This window comes from Kitasatospora sp. NPDC051164 (genome assembly GCF_044455625.1).
Taxonomy (GTDB): Bacteria; Actinomycetota; Actinomycetes; order Streptomycetales; family Streptomycetaceae; genus Kitasatospora.
On sequence record NZ_JBITFB010000013.1, the window covers coordinates 228,881 to 253,028 of the forward strand.

Annotated in this window: 20 protein-coding genes, 1 pseudogene and 1 riboswitch; of the genes and pseudogenes, 14 read left to right on the forward strand and 7 right to left on the reverse strand. The window is 72.7% G+C overall.

Annotated features, from left to right (window positions below; translation table 11 throughout):
- Positions 1 to 54: 54 nt before the first annotated feature.
- Positions 55 to 1,467 (forward strand): MBL fold metallo-hydrolase, encoded by a 1,413-nt coding sequence (locus tag ACIBEC_RS21185; RefSeq protein ID WP_360501224.1) that lies wholly within the window; start codon positions 55 to 57, stop codon positions 1,465 to 1,467.
- Positions 1,468 to 1,549: 82 nt separating this feature from the next.
- Here ACIBEC_RS21185 and ACIBEC_RS21190 read toward each other — a convergent pair whose 3' ends face one another.
- Both ACIBEC_RS21190 and ACIBEC_RS21195 read right to left on the reverse strand, forming a co-directional pair.
- A complete protein-coding gene (locus tag ACIBEC_RS21190; protein ID WP_396288299.1) occupies positions 1,550 to 1,957 on the reverse strand; it encodes a CBS domain-containing protein in 408 nt (135 codons plus the stop codon).
- A gap of 117 nt (positions 1,958 to 2,074) precedes the next feature.
- Positions 2,075 to 4,807 (reverse strand): GNAT family N-acetyltransferase, encoded by a 2,733-nt coding sequence (locus ACIBEC_RS21195; RefSeq protein ID WP_360501221.1) that lies wholly within the window; start codon positions 4,805 to 4,807, stop codon positions 2,075 to 2,077.
- Positions 4,808 to 5,180: 373 nt separating this feature from the next.
- Between ACIBEC_RS21195 and ACIBEC_RS21200 the strand changes: the two genes are divergently transcribed.
- Positions 5,181 to 5,717, forward strand: coding sequence for a hypothetical protein (locus ACIBEC_RS21200; RefSeq protein WP_360501219.1), 537 nt, complete (start codon positions 5,181 to 5,183; stop codon positions 5,715 to 5,717).
- A complete protein-coding gene (locus ACIBEC_RS21205) occupies positions 5,701 to 5,970 on the forward strand; it encodes a glycosyl hydrolase family 65 protein (RefSeq protein ID WP_360501216.1) in 270 nt (89 codons plus the stop codon). The genes ACIBEC_RS21200 and ACIBEC_RS21205 overlap by 17 nt, the downstream gene beginning before the upstream one ends.
- An 8-nt stretch (positions 5,971 to 5,978) precedes the next feature.
- Here ACIBEC_RS21205 and ACIBEC_RS21210 read toward each other — a convergent pair whose 3' ends face one another.
- On the reverse strand, positions 5,979 to 6,596 hold the full coding sequence (locus ACIBEC_RS21210) for a hypothetical protein (protein ID WP_360501214.1): 618 nt from the start codon (positions 6,594 to 6,596) through the stop codon (positions 5,979 to 5,981).
- Positions 6,597 to 7,097: 501 nt separating this feature from the next.
- Here ACIBEC_RS21210 and ACIBEC_RS21215 point away from each other — a divergent pair.
- From ACIBEC_RS21215 to ACIBEC_RS21235, 5 genes are all read left to right on the forward strand, one after another.
- Complete coding sequence (locus ACIBEC_RS21215; RefSeq protein ID WP_360501211.1) at positions 7,098 to 7,331, forward strand: DUF1918 domain-containing protein; 234 nt, start codon at positions 7,098 to 7,100, stop codon at positions 7,329 to 7,331.
- A gap of 12 nt (positions 7,332 to 7,343) precedes the next feature.
- Positions 7,344 to 7,550 (forward strand): cation-transporting P-type ATPase, encoded by a 207-nt coding sequence (locus ACIBEC_RS21220; RefSeq protein ID WP_360501208.1) that lies wholly within the window; start codon positions 7,344 to 7,346, stop codon positions 7,548 to 7,550.
- 54 nt (positions 7,551 to 7,604) lie between these two features.
- A complete protein-coding gene (locus ACIBEC_RS21225; protein WP_360501206.1) occupies positions 7,605 to 7,772 on the forward strand; it encodes a hypothetical protein in 168 nt (55 codons plus the stop codon).
- 39 nt (positions 7,773 to 7,811) lie between these two features.
- On the forward strand, positions 7,812 to 8,162 hold the full coding sequence (locus ACIBEC_RS21230; protein WP_360501204.1) for a cation transporting ATPase C-terminal domain-containing protein: 351 nt from the start codon (positions 7,812 to 7,814) through the stop codon (positions 8,160 to 8,162).
- A gap of 350 nt (positions 8,163 to 8,512) precedes the next feature.
- Positions 8,513 to 9,499 (forward strand): magnesium and cobalt transport protein CorA, encoded by a 987-nt coding sequence (locus ACIBEC_RS21235; RefSeq protein WP_360501201.1) that lies wholly within the window; start codon positions 8,513 to 8,515, stop codon positions 9,497 to 9,499.
- A gap of 164 nt (positions 9,500 to 9,663) precedes the next feature.
- Here ACIBEC_RS21235 and ACIBEC_RS21240 read toward each other — a convergent pair whose 3' ends face one another.
- A complete protein-coding gene (locus tag ACIBEC_RS21240) occupies positions 9,664 to 10,968 on the reverse strand; it encodes a divalent metal cation transporter (RefSeq protein WP_360501198.1) in 1,305 nt (434 codons plus the stop codon).
- Positions 10,965 to 12,332, reverse strand: a complete 1,368-nt coding sequence (locus ACIBEC_RS21245; RefSeq protein ID WP_360501196.1) for a magnesium transporter MgtE N-terminal domain-containing protein — start codon at positions 12,330 to 12,332, stop codon at positions 10,965 to 10,967. The genes ACIBEC_RS21240 and ACIBEC_RS21245 overlap by 4 nt, the downstream gene beginning before the upstream one ends.
- A gap of 324 nt (positions 12,333 to 12,656) precedes the next feature.
- Positions 12,657 to 12,831, reverse strand: a riboswitch (M-box (ykoK) riboswitch).
- A 503-nt stretch (positions 12,832 to 13,334) separates the two neighbouring features.
- Here ACIBEC_RS21245 and ACIBEC_RS21250 point away from each other — a divergent pair.
- The 4 genes and pseudogenes from ACIBEC_RS21250 (at position 13,335) to ACIBEC_RS21265 (ending at position 16,070) form a co-directional block, all read left to right on the forward strand.
- A complete protein-coding gene (locus tag ACIBEC_RS21250) occupies positions 13,335 to 14,210 on the forward strand; it encodes a universal stress protein (protein ID WP_360501193.1) in 876 nt (291 codons plus the stop codon).
- 120 nt (positions 14,211 to 14,330) lie between these two features.
- Positions 14,331 to 14,465: pseudogene (locus tag ACIBEC_RS21255) on the forward strand (universal stress protein); the annotation flags it as partial.
- A 112-nt stretch (positions 14,466 to 14,577) separates the two neighbouring features.
- Complete coding sequence (locus ACIBEC_RS21260) at positions 14,578 to 15,111, forward strand: flavodoxin domain-containing protein (RefSeq protein ID WP_360501190.1); 534 nt, start codon at positions 14,578 to 14,580, stop codon at positions 15,109 to 15,111.
- Positions 15,112 to 15,455: 344 nt separating this feature from the next.
- A complete protein-coding gene (locus tag ACIBEC_RS21265; RefSeq protein WP_360501458.1) occupies positions 15,456 to 16,070 on the forward strand; it encodes a hypothetical protein in 615 nt (204 codons plus the stop codon).
- On the opposite strand, the gene ACIBEC_RS21270 is transcribed toward ACIBEC_RS21265, so the two are convergent.
- Complete coding sequence (locus ACIBEC_RS21270) at positions 16,067 to 17,233, reverse strand: NAD(P) transhydrogenase subunit alpha (protein WP_360501187.1); 1,167 nt, start codon at positions 17,231 to 17,233, stop codon at positions 16,067 to 16,069. The two genes, ACIBEC_RS21265 and ACIBEC_RS21270, sit on opposite strands and share 4 nt — an antisense overlap.
- A gap of 140 nt (positions 17,234 to 17,373) precedes the next feature.
- On the opposite strand from ACIBEC_RS21270, the gene ACIBEC_RS21275 reads away from it, so the two are divergent.
- Positions 17,374 to 20,952 carry a hydantoinase B/oxoprolinase family protein gene (locus tag ACIBEC_RS21275; protein ID WP_360501184.1) on the forward strand — a complete coding sequence of 1,193 codons (3,579 nt, stop codon included), beginning with the start codon at positions 17,374 to 17,376 and terminating at the stop codon, positions 20,950 to 20,952.
- A gap of 727 nt (positions 20,953 to 21,679) precedes the next feature.
- Here the strand turns inward: ACIBEC_RS21275 and ACIBEC_RS21280 are convergent.
- Positions 21,680 to 22,219: a TetR/AcrR family transcriptional regulator gene (locus ACIBEC_RS21280; protein WP_360501182.1), complete on the reverse strand. Its 540-nt coding sequence runs from the start codon at positions 22,217 to 22,219 to the stop codon at positions 21,680 to 21,682.
- Between the two features lie 409 nt (positions 22,220 to 22,628).
- Between ACIBEC_RS21280 and ACIBEC_RS21285 the strand changes: the two genes are divergently transcribed.
- On the forward strand, positions 22,629 to 24,059 hold the full coding sequence (locus ACIBEC_RS21285; protein WP_396288285.1) for an FAD-dependent oxidoreductase: 1,431 nt from the start codon (positions 22,629 to 22,631) through the stop codon (positions 24,057 to 24,059).
- The last annotated feature ends 89 nt before the right edge of the window (positions 24,060 to 24,148 follow it).

Consider the following 24,148-nt stretch of genomic DNA (forward strand, 5'->3'; position numbering starts at 1 on the left):
CGCGGCCGGTCGGCAGGACGATGGAGGAACCCTCGCGTCCTGCTGGAGGCGGCCATGACCACGGAGACCCCCACGCCCCGACCGGGCCTGTTGACGTTCCTCGGCGGCGTGGGCACCGTCACCGGCAGCAAGTTCCTGGTCGAGACCGACCACGCCCGGCTGATGATCGACTGCGGCCTGTTCCAGGGCCTGGCCGAGCTCCGCCGCCGCAACCGGCGCCCGCTGCCGCTCGATCCGGCCGACGTACGGGCCGTCGTCCTCACCCACGCCCACCTCGACCACTGCGGCTACCTGCCGCGCCTCGTCCGGGACGGCTTCAGTGGGCCGATCCTGACCACCCCCGACACCGCCCGGATCGCCGAGCTGATCCTGCGTGACAGCGCCCACCTGCAGCAGGAGGAAGCGGACCACGCCAACCAGCACGGCTGGTCCAAGCACCGGCCCGCCCAGCCGCTCTACGACGACAAGGACGTCGGGAACACCCTGCGGATGTTCGACCCCGTCCCGCTGGACACCGACGTCGAAATCACCGCCGGCACCGTGCTCCGGCTGCACCGCGCCGGACACATCCTCGGCTCCGCCTGGGCCCACCTGGTGCTGGAGGACGGCCACACCATCGCCGCCAGCGGCGACCTCGGGCGCCCCGTCCACCCTCTGCTGCGCCCACCCGAACCCTTCACCGGCGCCGACGTCCTGCTGATGGAGTCCACGTACGGCCACCGTCACCACGAGGAGACGGCCGCCCGCGAGTGGTTCGCCGCAGCCCTGGAGCGCACCTTGGCGCGCGGCGGCACCGTCGTCATCCCGTCCTTCGCCGTGGACCGCACCGAGGTCGTGCTGCACCAGCTCACCGAACTGCGCAAGGCCGGCCGCCTTCCCGCCCACGTCCCGGTGTACGTGGACAGCCCGATGGCGCTCGCCACCCTGCAGATCTACCGGGAGGCCTTCGCCGCCGGCTCCGACCAGCTGCGCCCCGACATCCTCGCCGAGGGCCCGACCGCGCTGGACCCCGAACCGTTCACCCTGGTCCACTCGCTCCAGGAGTCGATCGCCCTGGACCACGCGCACGGCCCGGCCGTCATCGTCTCCGCCTCCGGCATGGCCACCGGCGGCCGCGTCGTCCACCACCTCGCCCGCCTGCTGCCCGACGCCCGCAACACCGTCGTCGTGGTCGGCTACGCCGCCGAGGGCACCCGAGCCCGGGACCTGGTCGACGGCGCCCGCACGCTCAAGATGTACGGCACCTACGTCCCGGTACGCGCCGAGGTCGTCAACGTCCCCGCCTTCTCCGCACACGCCGACGCCGCCGAGATCATCGACTGGCTCCGCAACGCACCACCGCCCGGTGCCGTCTACCTCGTCCACGGCGAACCGGAGGGCTCGGAAGCGCTACGCGACCGGATCGACCGCGAACTCGGCTGGACCGCCGTGGTCCCGCGCTCGGGCGAACGGGTGCTGATCCGGTGAGCGGCACCGGCTCGTCACCGGCCCGTTCACTGGCTGATCACCGCGTGCTGCGTCATCGTGGCGGGAGTCGCCCTCGGCCAGGTCATCGCCACCTCTGGTCCGTCCCCGCTGGCTGGGCACGGCGGAGGACGCGGCGGCCACTCGGCATCCGGTGTGCGGTGCGGTCAGCGGTCGGTGTTGTCAAGGTCCCAGGTGAGGTGGCCGGCCAGGGTGGCGAGGCCGTCGATGCGGGCGAGTCGGAGACAGAGGGCGGCGTCGTCGCGGTGGGTGCGGGTGCGGCCGACCAGGGTGACGCGGCGGCGTTCGCAGCGGATGCGAAGTGACGTGGGACGATGCCGCTACCGGGGGTGAGAGCGAGGGGGAGTGCCTCGGAGCGGATGGCCTCGTCCTCGCGGCGCAGGGCGTCGAGCAGGTCATGCGAGGAGAGCAGGCCGGTGAGGCGGCCGTCGGCGTCCAGGACGGGTAGGTGGTGCAGGCCGTGCTCGGCCAGGAGGGCGACGGCGGCGGGTGACGCTGGCCCCCGCTGTGACGGTGACCGCCGGAGTCGGGCGCGCGGGTTCGGCGGCCGGGAAGGTGTCGGCCGGCGCGCCGTCGAGGATGCTGTGCTTCACGGTGTCCACTTCCCCTCGGCGGCCGCCGGGCGCCGCAGCCGGCGCAGGTAGGGGTCGAAGGACGGCCGGCGTTCGAGGCGGACCCGGGCGTCCACGCAGACCGCGCCGTCGGGGCGGAGGATGACGGGGTTGAGGTCGGCCTCGACGACCTCCGGGAAGTCGTCGGCGAGCCGGGAGAGCCGGGCGAGCATGGATCGGATCGCCGTGAGGTCGACGGCGGGCCCGCCACTCCGGCCCAACAGCAGTGGTGCGCTGCGCAGTTCGGTGACCATGGTGGTCAGGTCACGCTCGCTCAGCGGGGCGAGCCTGGCAACCCGGTCGGCCAGGACTTCGGTGGCGGTGCCGCCCAGGCCGAGGAGGACGAGCGGCCCGAAGACTTGGTCCTGCACGACGCCCGCGAGCAGTTCCACCCCGGGCGCGGCCATTGGCTGGACCACCGCTCCGGCCAGCTCCGCGCCGAACCGGTCCGCGAACTCGCGGTAGGCGGCACGTACGTCGGCCTCGGTCGCAAGGCCGGTGCGGACGGCGCCCAGCGCGCTCTTGTGCACCTGGCCGGGCCAGTACGCCTTCAGCGCCACCTTCCCCTCGTACCCGAGGCGCAACAGGTCGGCGGCGGTGACAGCTGCTGTGTGCTCATCGCGGGCCCACACCGTGGTGGTCAGCGGCAGCCCGTAGGCTGCCAGCAGGTCGGCGGTGGACAGCGGGTCCAGCCAGCCGCCCTCGGGGTGGGCGGTGAGGTAGCCGTCCACCAGGCTGCGGGCGGTGCGCCGGTCGCAACCCGGGGCATCCACCGGCACCGGCTGCGGCTCGGCCAACCACCGGGCGCGGTCCCGGGCATGGCCGAGGGCACGGGCCGCGGCGACGGAGTCCGAGTAGACCGGGAGCACGCCGCCGTCGGCGCAGGCCCGGTAGTGGACGGGCACCTGCTGGTCGAGCAGGACGGCGGCGATCGGGACGCGGCGCCGGGCCGGTCCCTCCAGCAGCGCGTGCACCGGGTCGCGGTCAGGGGTGACGCCGAGCGCCGTCGGCACCAGGCACACCAGGATGGCGTCGATGGCCGGCTCGCGCTCCAGCGCCCGGAGGAAATGGGTGAGATCCACCGGGTGCACCGCCGCCGTGGTGTCCACCGGATTACGGACGGAAGCGCCCGGCGGGAGCAACTTCCCGAGGTCCGTCGGGAGTTCCGGCAGTTCCAGTCCGGCCTCCGCGCAGGCATCGGCGGCCAGGATGCCGATACCGCCCGCGTTGGACACGACCGCGACCGCGCCGCGCGGGGCGGGCAGCGGCTGGGCGTGCAACAGGGCGGCGGCCTGGACGAGTTCGTCGATGCTGTGGGTGGCCGTGATGCCGGCCTGCCGGAACAGCGCTTCCCGGGTGACGGTGGGAGTGGCGGCGGCCGCGGTGTGCGAGGCGGCGCCACGACGGCCGGCGATCGAGCGTCCGGCGTCGACGGTGAGCACCGGGATGGTGCGGGTGACGCGGCGGGCGGTGCGGGCGAAGGCGCGCGGGCTGCCGAAGGACTCCAGGTGGAGCAGCGCGAGGTCGGTGCGGCCGTCCGCCTCCCACCACTGGAGCAGGTCGTTGCCGCTGACGTCGTATTTGTCGCCGAGGGACACGAAGCTCGACACCCCGATGCCCAGCCAGGCCAGCCGCTGCAGCAGGGCGATCCCCACGCCGCCGCTCTGCACGGCCACCCCGGCGGTGCCCGGCCGGGGGAAGGCGCCACCGAACTCGGCGTCCAGCCGGACGGCAGGGTCGGTCTGGGCCATGCCGAGGCTGTTCGGGCCGACCATGCGCATGCTGTGCCGGCGGCAGGCGCGCATCAGTCCGCGGGCCTGCTCCGCGTCGAGGCCGGAGGTGAGCACCACCAGTGCCCGCACTCCGGCGGTGCCGCACTCCGCGGCCACCCCGGGGACGGCGCCGGCGGGCACGGCGAGCACCGCGAGGTCGGGCACGGCGGGCAGCGCGCGGACGGACGGGTACACGACCTCGCCGTCGATCTCCCCGGCGTGCGGGTTGACCGCCCAGACCGCGCCCGCGAAGCCACCCCGCCGGATCTTCCCGAGGACGGTCCGCCCGACCGAGCCCACTCGCCGGGACGTCCCGACCACCGCGACCGAGGCCGGGCGCAGCAGCGCCGAGAGGCTCGCGACGTCGGCACGGCGGCCTCGTTCGTCGACGGCCGAGCGATAGCGCTCGTCGCTCTCGTCGAGCAGTACCCGGATCCTGACCTCGCCCTGCTCGTACCGGCGCTCCACGGGCAGGCCGAGGTCGGCGAAGACCCCGTGGACGGCCCGGTTGCCGGACAGCGTGTCGGCTTCGAAGAAGCGGATGCCGGCGGTGCGGGCGGCGTGCAGGAGGTGCTCAAGGAGCAGGGTGGCCACACCCCGGTGGTGCCAGCGGTCGGCCACCGCGAGCGCCAGCTCCGCGGTGGCCGGTGGTTCGTCCAGCAGCTCGCAGTCCGCCTCGCCGACCAGTTCCTCCCCCACCCAGGCGCCGCACGCCAGCAGGCCGGTGCGCGGTGGCCCGGACAGGCGGTCGGCGGCCTGTCCAGGCGCGTTGCGGCTGACGCCGAAGAACCGCATCCGGCGGCTCTCCTCGGACATCCCGGTGGTGTGCAGGTCGAGCACCGCCTGGTGGTCGACCGGCCCGAGTGGCCGGAGTTCGACGGTGGTGCCGTCGGCCAGCAGGGCTTCCGCGGTGACGCCCGTCGGACGGACGGTGGACATGGCGCGCCTCCTGCCTCCTGTCTCCGTTTCCCAGGCTCCGCGCCCGCCCCGATCCGTAGAAGGGCCGACCGACCCCATTCCCGGCCACCAGCGGGTTGTCACCGGTGCGGATCTCGACGGTGCCGAGACCGGCGAGACGACGCAGGGAGTCGGCAGCCCCGCGTCAGCGGCCGTTCGGGCCCGGCTGCGGGGCCACTCCCCCGCCCGGCCCCACGCCTTCCCCGAACTCGTCGACCGGGAGCGGGAGATCCTCCGGCGCCACGGCCGAACAGGACCGGACCAGCGCCGCAGGCCGGGTGGCCGGTGCGTTCGCGGGACGCCCGCAGCTGCGTCAAGGTGTCGTGCGTGGACATCGACCCGCCCGGACGGGGCGGTGATCGAGGTGCCGACGGCCCTGGAAGCTGCCGGACAACCGGTGCCGACCACGGCCTCCTCGCCGAAGGCCTTCCCGGACATGCCGGACCCGTGGACCCTCCGGTTCCAGGGCTTCGACCCGGCGGCAGAAGGGCTGCGAGAGGCTTTGTGCGCGGTCGGCAACACCGACCTGCGCCGGCTCGACCGGATCCTGGAGGCCGAGGGCGACACCGTCAACCGCTACAAGGCCTCCAAGCAGGCCGACGCGCTCATGCTCTGGTACCTGTTCTCCGCCCGCGAGGTCCGTGACCTGCTACGGCACCTCGGCCACCCCGCCGGCCACGAACTGCTGCGCCGTACCACCGACTACTACCTGCGGCGCACCGTCCACGGATCGACGCTCAGCTCGGTGGTGCACGCCTGGATGCTTCACCCGGTCCGACCGCCGAGCCTCCTGGCGGTTCTTCCGCGACGCCCTGGTGGCCGACCTGCGGGACAGCCAGCGCGGCACCACGGCGGAGGGGGTCCACCTGGGCGCCATGGCGGGCGCGGTTGACCTGCTGCAGCGCTGCTACACCGGCCTGGAGGTCCGCGGGGACGCCCTCTGGCTGGACCCGCACCTGCCGTCCGCCCTCGGCCGCTTGGAGCTGGACCTGCGTTATCGGGGCCATTGGGGCCTCGTGATCGCCGTCGACCGCCGTACGGTCACGGTGAGCCTGAGCGAGGACCGCCAGGAGCCGATCCGGATCCGTCTGCGCGGCACCGAGGCGACGATCCGGCCGGGCGAGACCCGTCACTTCCACCTGTAGGCGCCGGCTCACCGGCGCCCGGTCCAGCGCGGCTCCACCTGCTCCCAGGCGGATTCCCAGCTCCGCTCGGCCCGCCGGTCCAGCTGGTGCCGGCGCAGCGCGAACCAGCCCTCCGTACCGGCCCCGAACACGGCGATCGCGCCGAGACCCACCAGGACGGCATCCGTGGCGATGAGTTCGGGCGACCGGGGGGCGCCGATCGGCTGTCCGGAGTCGTTCAGGCCGACCGGGACGGCCGTCCCGAGGGTCGTGCCGTCCGGCACGGGGATGCTGCCGGCCCCGGGCCCGACCGGGTAGATCCACCGGGCCGGGGCGTGCTCCCGCACGCTGCCCGCCCGGGGGTCGTCCGACTGCGCCGGGCCCGTGGTGACGGCGGTGACGACGTGCCGGTGGCGGGCGACCTGAGCCGCGTCGTGCGTTTCCGCGCGGTACACGAGCAGGGCGGCGACGGCCGCCAGGACGAAGGTGGCGAGCACCATCAGCGCCGCCCCGGCCACCATGCGGCTGTACGCCCGGTCGAGTGGACGGCAGAGCGGGTTGTGGTCCCGGCAGGCGGCCCGGCGGACGTGCCCGCGTAGGGACGTGCGCGAGGCGGGTTGCCTGTGCGTGGTGGCTGCGGCAGACATGACGCGCCTCCTCGGTGCCGGGGATGCCTTCGGCTCTCACGGATCAGTCTTCCGAGCCGGCTGACGTTCCCCGAGGGCCTGACGGCCCTGGTCCCGGGTCCTGTGGGGCCATCGGTCGCAGGTCACTCGTCCCCGGCCGGGCTGTCCGCGCAGTCGTCCCAGCTGGCCACGCCCACCACGACCGCACCGGCCAGCCGGGCCTCCCCACGCCCCGGCGCAGGGCCGCCCCGGAGGAGCGCGAGCCCTCCACCCCGACCAGGATCCGATGCCCGTTCGCGTTCCGATTCGCGGCACCGTCCATCATGCCCACCTCCCTGAAGTGCGGTCCTGTACCTCATCCGTATCCCAGCACGCCGTCTCCCGGGCAGCCGCCGCATGGGCCGGGGGGCCCGCCGCCAAGGACCGACCGGCCCCAGCCCTCGACCCGTGTCTGGTGGTGTCATGGAGGTGTACGGACGGCCGGGCCGCGCCCCGGCCCCGCACCGAGCCAGGGAGGGCGGCATGAAAGCCGCCGCGGGAGACCGCATCATCGTCCAGGGCACCCGGCCGGGCTCAGCCCGCAGGGACGGCGAGATCGTCGGCCTGCACCACTCGGACGGCAGCCCGCCCTACGACGTGCGCTGGTCCGACAACGACCAGGTGACCGAGTACTTCCCAGGGCCGGACGCCCGGATCCATCACTACCGGCACGAGGAGGCGCGAGGACCGCTCAACCCGCACCTCTTCGCCGACTGACGGGCCGCGGCCGTGACCGCCACCGTCCACACCGCCGCACGGGGGTTGACCACCGCCGAGGCCGCGCGGCTGCTCGCCGAGCACGGCCGCAACGAGGTCGCGGCCGACCGCCGGGTGCCGCTGTGGGCCCGGTCGGCGTGGCCATGGGCCGACGTGGCACCGAGGTCGCCCGCCAAGCTGCCGACCTGGTCCTCGCCGACGACGAACTCGCCACCGTAGTCGGCGCGGTGGAGGAGGGCCGCCGGGTCTACGACAAACGTCCGCCGTTTCCTCGTGTACGGGCTGTACGGCGGCGCGGCCGAGATCCTGGTGATGCCGGCCGGCCCGCTGTTCGGCCTCGCACTGCCGTTGCGGGCGGGCCAGATCCTCTGGATCAACCTGCTCGCCCACGGCCTCACCGGTGTCGCCATGGCGCGGAGCCGGTTTCCCCCGGCGCGATGACCCGGCCCCCCGCCACACCAGCACATCCTGGGTTCCGGTATGTGGCAGCGGGTGCTACTGCTGGGCTTCGTCGTCGCGGCGGCCGCTCTCGGCGCCGGGCTCTGGGCCCCTGGCGGTGACCGCCCGTGGCAGTCCGTCCTGTTTCCCGCCTTGCTGGCCGCCCAACTCGGCGTCGTCCTGGGCCTGCGCGAACGGCTGCTGACCCGCGCGAACCTCTTCCTCCCGCCGGCCGTCCTCACCTCCGGCGCGCTCGTGGCCGCCGCCCTCTACCTGCCGTTCCTCCGCGACGTGCTCGACACCGTGCCGCTGTCCTGGAGCGACTTCATCGCACCCGCGGCCGCCGGGGTCGTCGGGTTCGCGGCAGCCCGGCTGTGCAGGCAAGGGGCCTGACGCCATGTCGAACGCCCTGGGTCACCGACCTGTACGAGCTGCCGATGGCCCTGTCCTGCCAGCAGGGCAGCTGCGGCGACGTGGCGGCCCCGAGGTCGGCATCGCGGCCCGTCCCACAGTGGAGTCCCGCGATAGGACCGCGACCACCATCAGACCCGTGAACGTGCGCGCCGCGACACAACCGGTTGTCTGGGACGCACTGACCAGTCCCGACGGCGAGGCATCGGCAATCGCTGGTGCAAACGGGGCCGGGTGCCCCTTCGGAGGACAGGGGTGAGCGGGTAGGTTGGCGGGCCGGGCAGGGTGCCCTGAAGGCCGGAAGCGGGTGGGGCATGATTGCCGGGGCGGTTGTGGACTGCGGGCTGTACGAGTTCGGGCGCAGGCTGCCCGAGACGGTGGAGCTGTCGAAGGTCCTGGAGCGGATCGGCGAGGGGCTCGGCCGGTTCGTGTGGATCGGCCTGTACGAGCCGACCGCGGAGCAGTTCGCGGAGATCTCGGCGGCGTTCGACCTGCATCCGCTGGCGGTGGAGGACGCGGTGCGCGCGCACCAGCGGCCGAAGCTGGAGCGGTACGGCGACACGCTGTTCCTGGTGCTGAAGACGATCACCTACGTCGAGCACGACAAGGTGACGGCGACCAGTGAGATCGTCGACACCGGCGAGATCATGGTCTTCGCCGGGCCTGGCTTCGCGATCGTCGTGCGCCACGGCAGCGCCAAGTCCCTGACCGGGGTACGCAAGGGCCTGGAGGCCGCCCCCGATCTGCTGGCCCTCGGCCCGGCCGCCGTTCTGCACGCGGTCGCCGACCACGTGGTCGACCAGTACCTCGACGTCGCTGACAAGTTCGAGCGCGACGTCGAGGAGCTGGAGTCCGCGGTGTTCTCCCACGAGCGGACCGACGACGCGGGCCGGATCTACCAGCTCAAGCGCGAACTGCTGGAGTTCAAGCGCGCGGTCGTGCCGCTCGGCGCACCGCTGCAGCGCCTTGCGGACGGAACGATCGCCCTCGTGCCGGCGGCGATAGCCGCCTATCTGCGGAACGCCGCCGACCACCACACGCAGGCCAAGGAGCGGATCCTGGCGTTCGACGAGCTGATCTCCAGCATCCTGGACGCGAGCATGGCCCGGCTGTCGATGCAGCAGAACACCGACATGCGCAGGATCAGCGCCTGGGCGGCCCTGGCCGCCGTGCCGACGCTGGTGGCCGGCGTGTACGGGATGAACTTCGACAACATGCCGGAACTGCGCTGGACCTACGGATACCCGGCGATGCTGCTGTTCACCAGTGTGGTGTGCGGGCTGATCTTCCGGGCGTTCCGCCGCAACGACTGGCTGTGACGGCGGTGTCGGCCCTGGGCGGGGCCGGCACCGGGTGCTCATCCGTCGAGGTGGATCCGGGTGGCGATGAACGCGACCCAGGCGAACAGGGCGGTGAAGGCCAACAGCGGAGCGAAGCGGGGCACGGTCGTTCCTTCCGTGGGGGCGGGTGATGGCGGCGAGGATCAGGCGAGGCCGAGCCAGCCGAGGACGGTCTGGACGAGCAGGATCGTGGACATCCCGGCGACGCCGACGACCACCGCCGTGGCCGCGACCCGGTAGCGGGGGCTGTTGGCCGCCTCCCCGAGGACGGATCGGCGGTTGGTGAGGACCAGCAGGTAGACCAGCACGATCGGGCTGATCAGGCCCTGAAGGACCTGGGTGCCGATCAGCAACTGGATGACGTCCACCGGGGTGAGGGCGACGATCGCCCCGAGAGCGATCTGTGCGGTGAACACGCCGAGGAACAGGGGCGCGTCGCGGAAGCTGCGGGAAACCGAGCGTTCGACACCCGCTGCCTCGCCGACTGCGTAGCTGGCCGAAAGGGGGACGACGGCGCCGGCGAGGGCGGAGGCGCCGATCAGGCCGAAGGCGAAGAGCAGCTCGGCGCCGTGCCCGGCCACGGGCTTGAGGGCCTCGGCAGCCTGCGCGGCGGACTCCAGCGGCCCGGTGCCGCCGATGGCGGAGGCGGTGGCGATGATGATGGTCAGACTGATCAGGCAGGCGAAGACCGCGCCGAGGACGGCGTCGGCCCGGATCAGCTTGTAGTCCTCCGGCTTGGCCCCGCGGTCGACCACGCCGGCGGCGGCGTAGAACTGCATGTACGGGCTGACGGTGGTACCGATCAGGGCGACAGCCAACAGGATGAAGTCCTTACTCGGCTCGATGTGCGGGACGGCCAGGTGCTCGCCGACCCGGCCCCAGTCGGGGTGGCCGAGGACCATCGCGATGGGGTAGGCGAAGAAGGCCAGCGACATCACCAGGAAGATCCGCTCGGCCCACTTGTAGGAGCCGAACAGCACCAGCGACCACAGCAGGAATGCAGCCGGCGGGATGACCGCCCACTTGGGGACGCCGAGGAGTTCGAAGGCGGCGCCGATGCCGGCGAACTCGCTGACGACCAGTCCGGTGTTGGCCAGCCCGAGGCAGAACACCGCCAACGCGGTGAGCCGGAGGCTGAACTGTTCGCGGATCAGCGCGCCGAGGCCCTTGCCGGTGTGGGCGCCGAGCCGGACCGCCATCTCCTGCACCATCACCAGCGCGACGGTGACCAGCACCATGAAGAACAGCGTGCCGTACGTGAACTGGGAACCGGCCGAGGCATAGGTGGCGATGCCCGCGGCGTCGTTGCCGGCGTTCGCGGCGACCAGGCCGGGTCCGGCAATCATCGCGATGGCCGCGATGCGGCGCCGGCCCTTGCGCCGGGCGGGCGAGGCCGCGGCGACGGCCGGCGCGGCGGTGACGGGGGCGGTGTCGAGGTCGCGGGTCACTTGAGGAGCCTCCGGAAGTGCAGGCGCCCGCGCTCGGGCAGCAGGGTGTCGAGGATGTCGTCGGCGAGGATCCGGCCCAGCGGGCGCTCGGTCTCGTCGACCACCAGCAGGGAGGTGGCCCGGGCGGCGACCAGCTGATCGGCGGCCTCGGCGAGGCGGGTATCGGGGCGGACCGTGACCGGCGGACCGAACTGGGCCAGCCACTCCACCAGATCCCCAACCGGCGCGGCGTCCTCCGCGACCGCCACGTCGAACAGCGGGATGTCGCCGACCAGTCGACCATCGTCATCCAGCACCACCACGGAGTCGATCTCGGTCCGGTGCTCCGCCTGCGCGGCCAGCTCCGCCCTCACCTGGGCGACCGTCTGCCCGGCGCGGGCGGTGACCAGCACGGTGGTCATCGCGCCGCCCGCCGTACCCTCGCGGTGGGTCAGCAGGGTGCGCAGCTCCGACGCCTCGCCGACCGGCATCCGGGCGAGCAGGTTCTCGCGCTCGCCCGGCTGGAGGTCGCGCAGCGCGTCGGCGGCCTCGTCCGGCTCCATCTCGTCGAGCAACCGGGCGGCGTGCTCGGGCGGCGCCTCGCGGAGCAGGTTCTCCAGCTCGGCCGGTTCCATCTCCTCCAGGGCGTCCGCGGCGTGCTCCGGCTCCAGCCAGCCAAGCAGCTGCTGGCGCTCGTGCCGGCCGAGGTCCTCCAGGATGTCCGCGAGGTCGGCTGGGCGCAGCTGGTGCAGGGCGGAGCGGGAGGCGCGCAGCCGTACCTCGGCGGGGCCGTGGGTGGCCTGCTCGCCGAAGGGGGCGACGGACTGCCAGTCCAGGACGCGGTCCGGGGTGGGGCGCACCTGCCAGCGGCGAGGGCCGAGCCGGCGCAGCAGGGTCGCCAGTGACACGTCCACCCCGATGAGCACGGTGCGGTCGACCTGTGGCGCCAGGTACAGGTCGGCGGCGCGGGTGACCTGAACGCCGTCCACGTCCACCAGCTGGTGGTCCATCACCTCGCGGGCGAGCAGCACCTCGCCGGGCCGGCGGACGTACTCGCGCAGGTCGACGCGGGAGGTCCGCAGTCCGACCCGCCCGGCGTGGATCTTGCCGATGGCCGTGGCGGGAAGGAAGGTGCGGCGGCGCCCGATCCGGATGATCAGTCCGGTGACCGGCGGGTACGGCTCGGGCCCGTAGAGGCGGGCGACGATGTCGACGACGCGGCCGACGTCCTCGCCGGGCTGGTTGGTGACCGGGCCGCCGACCAGCCCGGCGACAGAGACCAGGTAGGCCCGGACCGTGCGGGTGGTGGCGGCACGGCGCTCGAGATCGACCTTGCGGTCGCGCAGGCGGGCCGTGGTGGACATGAGCAGAGTGGTGGAAGCCATGGGTGAGCACCCCCTTGCCTCGGCTGGGACGAGGCATCAGGCGGCACCGGGGCACACCTCCCCATTCCCTGGCTCGTGCGGCAGGCCGTGCGCGGGGTGATACCGCCGCACGGCAACGCGTCTCGCCGTGGTGCCGAGCGAGAAGGCCGCTACGGGTTGAGCGATTCAGGGAAGGAGGGGCTGCCCCGGGCCGGTGAAGGACGGCGAGGACAACACGATGAAGGGCCGACTATGGCCCGGACTACTGTCCATCTCGCCTCCTCCCGGTCACGGCCACGATCCGACGTCGCGGCGGCACGGCAAGGGGAACCGGGCCCACAGCCTGGTACACCCCCAACTCGTCAGAGCTTTGGCACTCCACGGCGTGTCCCGCGTTCTGCGGGAAGCCACTTGGGGTCACCCCTTAGGTCGGGGAGACCTGTCCTGATCCGGAGCGTCTCTCGACGGGTGGGATCAGTGGCCTGTGTCCGTGAAGACGCCTCACCGAACGAGGTGTCTGTTCAAACCTGCGTAAGGATAGGCCTACCCAGCTCTCGAAGCCCAATCCTTGACCGGACCTTGACTCGCTCGGGCAGGGGGTCCCGATCACAACGGCCGTCCCAGGAGGCACCGCTGGAATCTCGGAACCCGTCGACTTGCGGACGGTACGACCGGCCATGTCGGCAGGCGAGCAGTGCGGGCGGCACTCGGGACCGCAGACATCCGCCGGCGCATCGAGGAGTGGCGTCGTGCCGCTCAGTAGGGCACTCGGCGGCCGGACGGCGTTCGCAGGTCCGGTGGCGGGGGCTCGTGGGGGCGAGTCGGCCGGGTGACGACCTTGATCCGGACCATCGTGGCCACCTCCTCGTTCGGGCTTCGTGCTCCGCTCTAACGTCGCCGGACGGGGACGTCACGGGTGGGGCCGCCGGGCTCCGGCGTCTGGGCCGGTCGGCCCTCGTGGCGAACGCCGTGCCCACCTAGCGTGGGAGCAGGATCCAGGTCACCGGGCCGAGGAGGACCGCCATGACATCCGCGAGTTCCGACAGCACGACGCGTTCCGTCGTCCTCGGCGTCGATGCGAACGACACCGGCCGGATGAGCGCCGCCTGGGCCGCCGACGAGGCCGACCGCCGGGGGCTGCCGCTGCGGCTGGTGCACGCCGTCCCGTCACTGTTCCGCGAGTTCCGGCCCTTCGACGAGGGCCGCTACCACAAGGCGCTGCGCGAACGGGCCGACCAGGCGCTCGACCGGGCCGCTGCCGTGGCCCGCGAGCGGCACCCCGGACTGACCGTGACCACCTTCGTGGCCGAGGACGTCCCGGCTCCCGCACTGTGCCGGGAGTCCCGCCACGCCGCACTCGTCGTCGTCGGCTCGCGCCGACTGAGCCGGGCGGCAGAAGAACTGAGCGTCTACTCGGTGGCCGTCCCGGTGAGCGCTCAGGGCCACTGCCCGGTCGTCGTCGTCCGCGATCCCGAGCACATCACCCAGGACCCGCCGTACGTCGTGGTGGGCGTGGACGGCAGCCCGTCCTCGGACGCCGCCCTGGACTTCGCCATCGACCTCTCCGCCGAACGGCACGCCGCCCTGCGGGTCGTGTGGGCCTGGCAGCGCCTGCCGATCGCCCATCTCGACGAGTCAGCCGCCGAGCAGGCGCTCCGGCGGATGCTCTTCGAGACCACCGCCGGGCACCGCGAGCTCCACCCCGACGTGGCCATGACCCACGAACTGGTGCGCGGCCACCCGGTCGAGGAACTCGCCCGCGCCTCCGAGCACGCCTTGGCCGTGGTGGTCGGCCGTCGCGGCAACGGCGGCTTCACCGGTATGCGCCTCGGCTCCGTCCCCCACGGCCTGCTGCACCGGGCGCACTGCCCGGTCGTGACCGTACCAGCTCACCCGTAGCGGAACGGACGTGGTCGGCAGCGACGAGACGCACCAGCACGTCCTGGCACGCTCGCCGACCGGGAGAGCGAGTTGCGCGCCCTGGCACCCCAGGTACCGGTCTCCCGCTCTGCCTCTGCCGTGACCGCCGAGGCCCTGAAGGCTGCGGCGACGGCCCGGCTGCTCGTCCTGGGTCGCCGGGTCCGGCGGATGCCGCGCGGAGCCCAGCTCGGTCCGGTGGCGCACGCCGCGATCCATCACGTCGGTTGTCCGGTCGTGATCGTCCCGCACCGCTGTCGTGCCCGTCCGGCGACCCGATCCGGCCCGAACGGCCCACCTCCGCGCGGAAGTGCCGGAGCGAGAATGGAGTCGACGAAAGGTGGAGACCATGCACACCGTGATCGTGTACGAGAGCATGTACGGCAACACTCGGGAGATCGCCGAGGCGATCGCCGAGGGTGTCCATCAGGCCGACCCCGGAGCGGCCGTGGACTGCCTCCCGGTTGCCGAGGCCGACGTCGGGCTCATGCGGTCGGCGGACCTGCTGGTGGTCGGCGGCCCGACCCACATGCACGGCATGTCCTCCGGACTCAGCCGCCGGATGGCCGCCACGGCCGAGGCGCACAAGGAGGGCCACGAGGAGGCCGCCGCCGAAGCGCGGGAGACCGTCGAGGGTCCGGGCCTACGCGCCTGGTTCCACGACCTTCCGAAGACCGAACCCGGCACCCACGCCGCCGCGTTCGACACCCGGGTAGACATGCCCCGGGCCGGCGGCGCGGCCAACGGCATCGCCCACCGGCTCTCCCACCACCACTACGACGTGGTCGCCGAACCCGAGGGCTTCATCGTCGAGGACAACGACGGCCCGCTGCGCGCCGGCGAACTCGACCGCGCCCGCACCTGGGGCGCGAACCTCGTCTGACGTCCGATCGGGCTCCGGTCGGCTCCGCTCCAGCCCGGGGCTGGTCAGCAGGGCCCGGCATGACGGTCCTCCGCCAGTCCTCGCTGTCCCGGATGGCGAGCACGTTCGGGTATCCCGTCTGCCCGGCCTGCCGTACGGCGTCGACTCGCGGTCGTCCGGGGCATCCGGGCCGGAGGAGTGCGGCGGCCACAGCAGGGAGTCGGCCGCACGGGCCCTCCGGGACCGCTGCGCGTGCCGCAGGTGCGGCCTCGTGGATCACCGTGGCCCGGGCGGCGTACCGGCGATCGCGCGAGACTGGTCGAGGGGCGGAGGACTGGGAGTGGACGAGGACTGGGAGTGGACGGATGTCTGACGGCGGAGGCGGCGGTTGCCCCGCATTGGTCGGCGAGCTGGCCGGTCTGGTCCGGCTGGCGCACACCGCCCTGCACGGTGCGACGTCCGTCCTCACGGACCCGGCCGACGGCGGGGACGGGATCCCGAGTGCCGAGAAGGCCCTGGCGGAGTTGCTGGACCGGATCGAGGAGGACGCCGCCGCGACGCCGGCCGGTCGGGCCGGGGTCGTCCTGGGCGTCCATGTGGGGTGCGAGGTGGAGGTCCTCGGACGGCTGGCCGAGCGCCTGCTGGAGGCTGCCTGGGCGCGCCAGGAGCGGGAGCCGTTCGGCGAGCGGCTGCTGGCGCCGCTGCACGGGCTCGCCGAAGCCGCACTGGACGTGGTCGCGCAGTCCGCGGACATCCTGGAGTCCGGGGCCCCCGAGGGCGTCGCCGACGTGCTGACCTCGGTGCACGAGGTCGGACAGCGGCAGCGGCTGCTGTACGAGCTGTTGCTGCGCGAGCACGGGACGGGGCCGGTCGACGTCACCGATGTCGTGCTGCTGGCCTGCTGCTTCCAGCAGTGCGCCGACCGGGCCGGGGCGATCGCCCGCCACGCCGTGCTGTTCTCGTCCGTCTTGAGGACTTAGGGCAGGCCTGCGGCTGCGGTCGCCTCCATCAGCAGCAGGCTTGTGGGTTCATGCCGTACGGCGCCCCGGTCGGTCACCAGCATCGGGCCGAGGACCGGATCTCCGGTGAGCGAACCGGCCTGCGAAAAGGCGTGCGCCAAGCGGTCGAGCAGCGCGAGCGCGTTGTGGGCGTACGCCCGCGAGGCGGTCCCGGGCACCTGCGCCGCGAGGTCGCCGGCGCCGAACACCGTGACCCCGTCACCGACCGGCGTGGTGGTGTCCGGCAGGACGCCCTCGACGTTGCCGCCTTCCGGACCGGCGGCCAGGTCCACCACCACCGAGCCCGACCGCAGCCGCGCAACCGTCTCCCTGTGGAGCAGGACCGGTGGCATCCGGCCCGGCGGGGCGAGGGCCGTCACCACGACGTCGCATCGAACGGCGGCCTCGGCAAGCCCCGCGACCCATGCCGAGCGCTGCTGGTCGAGGGCCTCCCACAGCTCCCGCTCGTCCGCCACCGGGTGCAATCCGGGCAGGTACAGCAGGTCCGCCCCCAGGGCGGTGGCCCCCGCGCGCTCCCGGTGCCGCAGCTCGACCGCGTCGACCGCCGCACCCAGGCGGCGGGCCGTGTCGACCGCCTGCAGACCCCCGTGCCCGGCGCCGACCACCAACACCCGGACCGGGTCGAACAACGCGTCCGGCGTACCCCAGGGCGGCAGGCAGCGGTCCAGCCGGGCGGCGGCGAGCAGGACCGCGCGGTACCCGGCCACCCTGGCCTGGGAGGCCTCTGCGTCCAGCGGGTACGCGGCGGGCAGGTCGGGCGCCAGGTCAAGGCCGATCGCCGTCACCCCGCGGCCCGCCCACTTCCGAACGAGGTACGGGATCCGATGCGGTCGCAGCAGCGCGGCCAGCACCTGCCCGGGGCGCAGGTCGCGCACCGGGTCGACATGCGGCGGGTGGATGCCCAGCAGCACATCCGAGCGGCGCAACAGCTCGGCGCGCCCGGTCACCTCGGCCCCTGCGGCGCGGTAGGCGGCGTCGCGGTGGCCGGCCAAGGCGCCGGCGCCGGGCTCGACCAGGACCGCGGCACCGAGGCGGCCCGCGGCCGCCACCAGACCGGGTACGAGGGCCACTCGGCGCTCGCCGGACGCGGTCTCCCGCAGCACTCCCACCGTCGTGGCCGTCATCGCCGCCTCCAGGGTCGACCTCCACGGCCAGTATGTTCCGTTTGCCCCGGCAGTTCGCCCGGTCGGATACTCGTACGCAGGGCCCGGGTCAGGGCTGCTCGCGCCCGGAACGCCTCTCGGCAGGGCGGAGGGAGCCGGACATGGCCTCCACGGGCTGGCAGTTCTGGGTGGACCGGGGCGGGACCTTCACCGACGTGGTCGCGCTGGCACCCGACGGCCGGCTGCTCACCCACAAGCTGCTCTCGCACGACCCGGCCCGCTACCGCGATCCCGCCGTGGCCGGGATCCGGGCCCTGCTCCCCCCGGATGCGCGCATCGAATCCGTCCGGATGGGCACCACGGTGGCCACCAACGCCCTGCTGGAGCGCACCGGCGAGCCCACCGTCCTGTGCATCACCCGCGGCTTCGCTGACGCGCTGCGGATCGGCTACCAGAACCGGCCGCAGATCTTCGCCCGGGAGATCACGTTGCCCGAGCCGCTGTACGCCCGGGTGGTCGAGGTGGACGAGCGGATCGCCGCCGACGGCGAGGTGCTGCGCCCGCCCGACCTCGACCGGCTCGCCGAGGACCTGCGCGGCTCTCTGCACGACGGCATCCGCTCCGTCGCCGTGGTCTGCCTGCACAGCTACCTGTATCCCGCGCACGAGCGCGAGATCGGGCGCCTTGCCGAGCGACTGGGCTTCGACCAGGTGTCGTTGTCCAGCGAGGTGAGCCCGCTGATGAAGGCGGTGCCACGCGGGGACACCGCCGTGGTGGACGCCTACCTCGATCCCGGTCTGCGCCGCTACGTGCGGCAGGTGTCGGACGAACTGGCCGGTGTCCGGCTGATGTTCATGCAGTCCAACGGCGGCCTAGCGGAGGCCGGACACTTCCGGGGTAAGGACGCGATCCTGTCCGGACCGGCCGGCGGCATCGTCGGCATGGTGCGGATGTCGGAGCTCGCCGGCCACCGACGGGTGATCGGCTTCGACATGGGCGGCACCTCCACGGACGTGTCGCACTTCGCAGGCGATTACGAGCGGGTGGTGACCACCCAGGTCGCCGGGGTACGGCTGCGGGCGCCGATGCTGGCCATCCACACCGTCGCGGCGGGCGGCGGCTCGGTGCTGCGCTTCGACGGCGAACGCCTGCGGGTCGGTCCGGACTCGGCCGGTGCCGACCCCGGACCGGCCTGCTACCGCAACGGCGGGCCGCTGACCGTCACCGACGCGAACCTGTTGCTCGGCCGCATCCAGGCCGGACACTTCCCGCACGTCTTCGGGCCGGACGGCGACCAGCCGCTCGACCTGGAGCCTACGAGACGTCAATTCGGCGAACTGTCCGAGGAGGTCGGCGACCTCACAGCCGAGGAGGCCGCAGAGGGCTTCCTGCGGATCGCGGTGGGCAACATCGCCAACGCGATCAAGCACATCTCCGTCCAGCAGGGCCACGACGTCACCCGCTACGCGCTGACCACCTTCGGCGGCGCGGGCGGCCAGGTCGCCTGTCCGGTGGCCGAGGCACTCGGCATCCGCACTGTTCTGGTGCCTCCGATGGCCGGGGTGCTGTCCGCCCTCGGCATCGGACTGGCCGACACCACCGTCCTGCGGGAGCGGGCCGTAGAACGGCCGCTGGCGCAGGAGGAGATGGGGGCCGTACGGGCTCTCGCCGACGAACTGGCGGAGGCCACGAGGGGCGAGCTGCTCGACCAAGGCACCCCGCGGGAACGGATCCGGCTGACGCACCGGGCCCGGCTGCGCTACCAGGGCACCGACACCGCGATCGGCGTCCCGCTCGGCGAACCGGCCGACATGCAGACCCGGTTCGAGGAGCGGCACCGGGCCACCTACTCCTTCCTGATGGACCGCCCGCTGGTGATCGAGGCCCTCGCCGTCGAGGGCACCGGCCTCACCGAGCAGCCGGAGCTCGACGCGCTCTCCCCCGCACCCGAGGAGCCTGCGGCACCTGTCACCGTGTCCCTGTACACCGGCGGAGGGTGGCGCCACGTCCCTTTGCTGGAACGTGAGTCGATGCGACCGGACGAGACCTTGGACGGCCCGGCCGTGATCGCCGAGGCCAACGCCACCACCGTCGTGGACGACGGCTGGAAGGCCACGGCCACCTCCACCGGACACCTCCGGATCGAACACACCGAGGCGCGCGCGGAGGAAACCGTCACCACCACCGCCGACCCCGTCCTGCTGGAGATCTTCAACAACCTCTTCATGGCGATCGCGCAACAGATGGGCGCCCGGCTGGAGTCCACCGCCCAGTCGGTCAACATCAAGGAGCGGCTGGACTTCTCCTGCGCGCTATTCGACCCCGACGGCAACCTCGTCGCCAACGCCCCGCACATCCCCGTCCACCTCGGCTCGATGGGCACCACCGTCAAGGAGGTGCTCCGCCGACACGGCCCGCAGCTGCGGCCCGGGGACACCTACGCCGTCAACGACCCCTACCACGGCGGCACCCACCTGCCCGACATCACCGTGGTCACCCCGGTCTTCGACCCGGACGGCAGCGAGGTCCTGTTCTTCGTCGCCTCCCGCGGCCACCACGCCGAGATCGGCGGCACCTCACCCGGCTCGATGCCCGCCGACAGCCACGAGATCCACGAGGAGGGCGTGCTCTTCGACAACTGGCCGCTGGTGGTGGACGGGCGGCTGCGTGAGGAGGAGACCGTCCGGCTGCTCACCGAAGCGCGGTACCCGTCCCGCGACCCGGACACCAACCTGGCCGACCTGCGCGCCCAAATCGCCGCCAACCGCAAGGGCGTCGACGAGGTCAACGGGATGATCGACCACTTCGGCCTCGACGTCGTCCAGGCCTACATGCGGCACGTCCAGGACAACGCCGAGCAGGCCGTGCGGCGGGCCATCGACGGCCTGGCCGACGGCTCCTACCGCTACGAGACCGACTCCGGCGCCGTGATCGCCGTCTCGGTACGCGTGGACCGCCAGGACCGCAGCGCCACCATCGACTTCACCGGCACCTCAGCCCAGCTCGACAGCAATCTCAATGCGCCCTCCGCCGTCGTCACCGCCGCCGTCCTGTACGTCTTCCGCACCCTCGTCGCCGACGACATCCCGCTGAACGACGGCTGCCTGCGCCCGCTGCGGATCATCGTCCCTCCCTGCTCGATGCTCGCCCCGGAGTACCCCGCCGCCGTAGCCGCCGGCAACGTCGAGACCTCGCAGGCCATCGTCGGCGCGCTCTACGCGGCGCTCGGCGTGCAGGCCGAAGGATCCGGCACGATGAACAACCTGACCTTCGGCAACGCGGAGCACCAGTACTACGAGACCATCGCCTCTGGCTCGGGCGCCGGCCCGGGCTTCGACGGAGCGGACGCCGTCCAGACCCACATGACCAACTCCCGTCTCACCGACCCCGAGGTCCTGGAGTGGCGCCTCCCCGTCCTCGTCGAGGAGTTCGCCGTCCGCCCCGGCAGCGGGGGCGCCGGCCGCCGACACGGAGGCAACGGCGCGCTGCGCCGACTGCGCTTCCGTGAGCCCATGACCGTCAGCCTGCTCTCCGGCCACCGCCGCGTCCCGCCGTACGGCCTCGCCGGCGGCGCCCCCGGCGCCCTCGGCGCCAACCGCGTCCTTCGCGTCGACGGCACCGTCGACGACCTCCCCGGCTGCGGCAGCACCGAGGTCGCGCCCGGCGACGCCCTGGAGGTCCACACGCCGGGCGGCGGCGGCTACGGAGAGCCGCGGAGGGCGGAAGGACCTCCTGTCTGACCCGGTCGGACCAGGGGCCGGTCGGCCCTGCCGTTCGACCGGCTGTCCTTCCTACGGCGGTGGGGAGGCAGACCGCACCACCCGGTGGAGGACGTGACGGCACCTGGCAGCGAGCCCCCGGCCGTGGTCCCGTCCGTCGACACCTCCGGGGTCGGCCCGACGGGCAACCGGAGCTCACCATGACCGGCGAGCGGCAGACCGTCCGTCAACCGGCACCATCCGGTGACGACGAGGAGGCCCCCGACCCGCGCGAGCCCATCGGCCTCCTCTTCCGCGACCTGCGGACCTCACCCACCGGCCTGGCCGCCGTTGACCCCGGGAGCCGGCCCGCCAGTTCACCCGCCCCCTCGCGCTGCTGCCGGCCTTCGCCGCCGCGCTGGCGGCCGTCGGCGGCACACTGAACCTGGCGGGCGCGATCGTGACGATGATCGCGCTGAACGCCCTGCTCACCTTCGTCCAGGAACGGCAGGCGGAGCGAGCCGTGGAGGCCTCGCCGGCTTCCGTCCCGGCGTTCCGCTCCGCCGAGTTCACGGACGACTCCGGTCCGCTGTTGGGGGCCGCCGCGAGCGGGGCGTGCCGGCCCATGGCTCTGGTCCACCCCGGCGCCGAGCCCGGTCTACTGAGCGGGTGCCCAGGAATCGATGGCGCCCGCCAGCCGACTGCTCGTGTTCCTCACCGATGCCAGGAGCCACCGTCCCCGACCCAGGCGTGAGGACCCGAGGCGCAGTCAGGCAGCCGCGCCGTGCAGCAGGATCGCGGAGATGAAGTCCGGGGCTTGGCGAGAACCCATGTCGCCCTCCAACGTCAGCTCCCATGCGGTCTCGGCCAGGCCGCAGAACGTCGAGGCCAGCCAGGTGGCCGGCATGTCCTTGCGCAGCAGCCCGGCGTCCTGACCGCGTTTGAAGAGCTTGACGGTCCGGTCGAAGATCGCGTCAGCCCGCTTGCTGGCCTCGGGCACGCCGAGGACGTCGGGTTCGACGTAGACCAGGTTCCAGAGCTGGGCGAACGGCGGATACTCCGCGACCAGTGCGGCGAACACCTGCCCCATCGGGGCAGCGTCCTCCTCCGCCCGAGACAGGGCCCGGTCGCAGTCGTCCAGGATCTTCCCGGCCATCGCCTGCACCAGGTCCTGGCGGGTGGGAAACAGGCGAACCAAGGTGGCCCGGCTTATGCCCGCACGCTTCGCGATGACCTGCATGGACGCCGCTCGGTCCTTGGCCAGGACCGGGATCGCCGAGTCCAGCACCTCTGTCGCGTCGGTACGCATCGCCGCACCAAACCCCCAATGCCTCTATTGACACACCAGTGCCTCAATATATGCTGTGCAGTGTCAGCCTCATTGTACTGAAGAGGGGGGTTATCGCCGTTCCCGAGGTCTGACCTGCTCCCCGGCGATGCGCCGTCCGCTCGCCATCGCGCCGTTACCGCCACGGAGTCCCGGCGCCCGACGGGAGCACCACCCGTCCGGTCCCGCCGCCGCGGTTCACTCGCAATGCCCCGCGGGCCGGCAAGCGGATCAGTACCGCCGCACTCGAGGCGGCCCCCGTGATCGGGGCCATCGCCGTCGGCTGCGCGGCTCCCTCCCCCACGGGCAGGTCGTCGAGCACATCTGAGCGTTCACCGCCAGCCATGCAGTCGCCCGTGCCAGATCGCAGATCGGTAGAACAGCCATGACGATGCACCGCCGACGTTTCCTGACGAACATGGGCCTGGGCCTGACCGGAATGGCCACCCTCGGCGCCCTGGCCGCATGCGAGGGCAACGCGGACGAGGACGGCCCGACCGGCGAGGGCACCCCGTCGGCCCCGTCCGACTCGGCCCCGTCCGGCCGCAGCGCGGTGATCGTCGTCGGCGCCGGGATCAGCGGACTGGCCGCCGCCCGCCACCTGGCCGACAAGGGCAAGGACGTGCTGGTACTCGAAGCCCGCAACCGGATCGGCGGCCGGATCTGGACCAGTGAGCAGTGGGCCGGCACGCCGGTCGACCTCGGCGCGTCGTGGATCCACGGCGTCGACAAGAACCCGATCACCGATCTGGCCGCCAAAGCCGGAGCACGGACGGTCACGACCAACGCCGACAGCGCGACCGAGTACGTCGCGAGTGGCCGTCAAGCCGACAACGCCGCCGAGCAGTCGATCCAGCGCTGGCGGAAGGCCACCACCCAGGCGCTGGCCTCGAACCAGGACCAGAACGACGACCAGAAGGACACCTCGGTGCGCAGCGTGGTCGAGCTCGCGCTGAACTGGCCGTCACTGTCGAACGACGACAGATCGCTGGTCTCCTTCGCACTGAACGACTACGAGCACGAGTACGCGGGCGGCGTGAACGACATGTCGGGGCTGTTCTTCGACAACGGCGCCAACATCAAGGGCAGGGATGTCCTGTTCCCCGGCGGCTACCACCAGATCACCGACCTTCTCGCCAAGGGTCTGTCGGTGCGAACCGAGCACGTCGTCCGGCAGATCGACTGGAATTCCGGCGGCGTGACGGTCACTACCGACAAGGGGGCGTTCCAGGGCGACCACGTGGTGGTGACGCTACCGCTTGGCGTGCTGCAGAGCGGCGCGGTGAAGTTCGGCCCCGGTCTGCCCGCGGACAAGCGCACCGCCATCGACAAGCTCGGCATGGGGCTGCTCAACAAGTGCTACCTGCGCTTCCCCAAGGTCTTCTGGGCGGACACGGACTGGCTGATGTACGCACCGAGCCTGGACAAGTACGGGCAGTGGGAGCAGTGGATCAACGTCAACCGCGCCGTAGGCCAGCCGGTACTGCTCGGCTTCAATGCCGCCGACTTCGGCCGCACCATCGAGGGCTGGAGCGACGCCCAGATCGTCGCCAGCGCGATGGACACCCTGAAAACCATCTATGGCGGCGGGATCCCCCAGCCGACCGATTTCCAGATCACCCGCTGGGCGTCCGATCCGTACGCGCGGGGTTCCTATTCGTTCTACAAGGTCGGCTCCACACCGGCGATGCGTGACCAGCTCGCGGCCCGGATCGGCGACCGGGTGCACTTCGCGGGCGAGGCGACGCACCGCGATTCTTCCGCAACGGTTCACGGCGCCTACCTGTCGGGAATCCGCGCGGCCAAGGAGATCGCCGGCTGACACCCGTTCACGTGACGAGGTCTCGGGCTCCGTCCCCGCCGCACCAGCAGCGGGGACGGAGCCCGTGCCACGGAGTAGAGTCCCGGCAC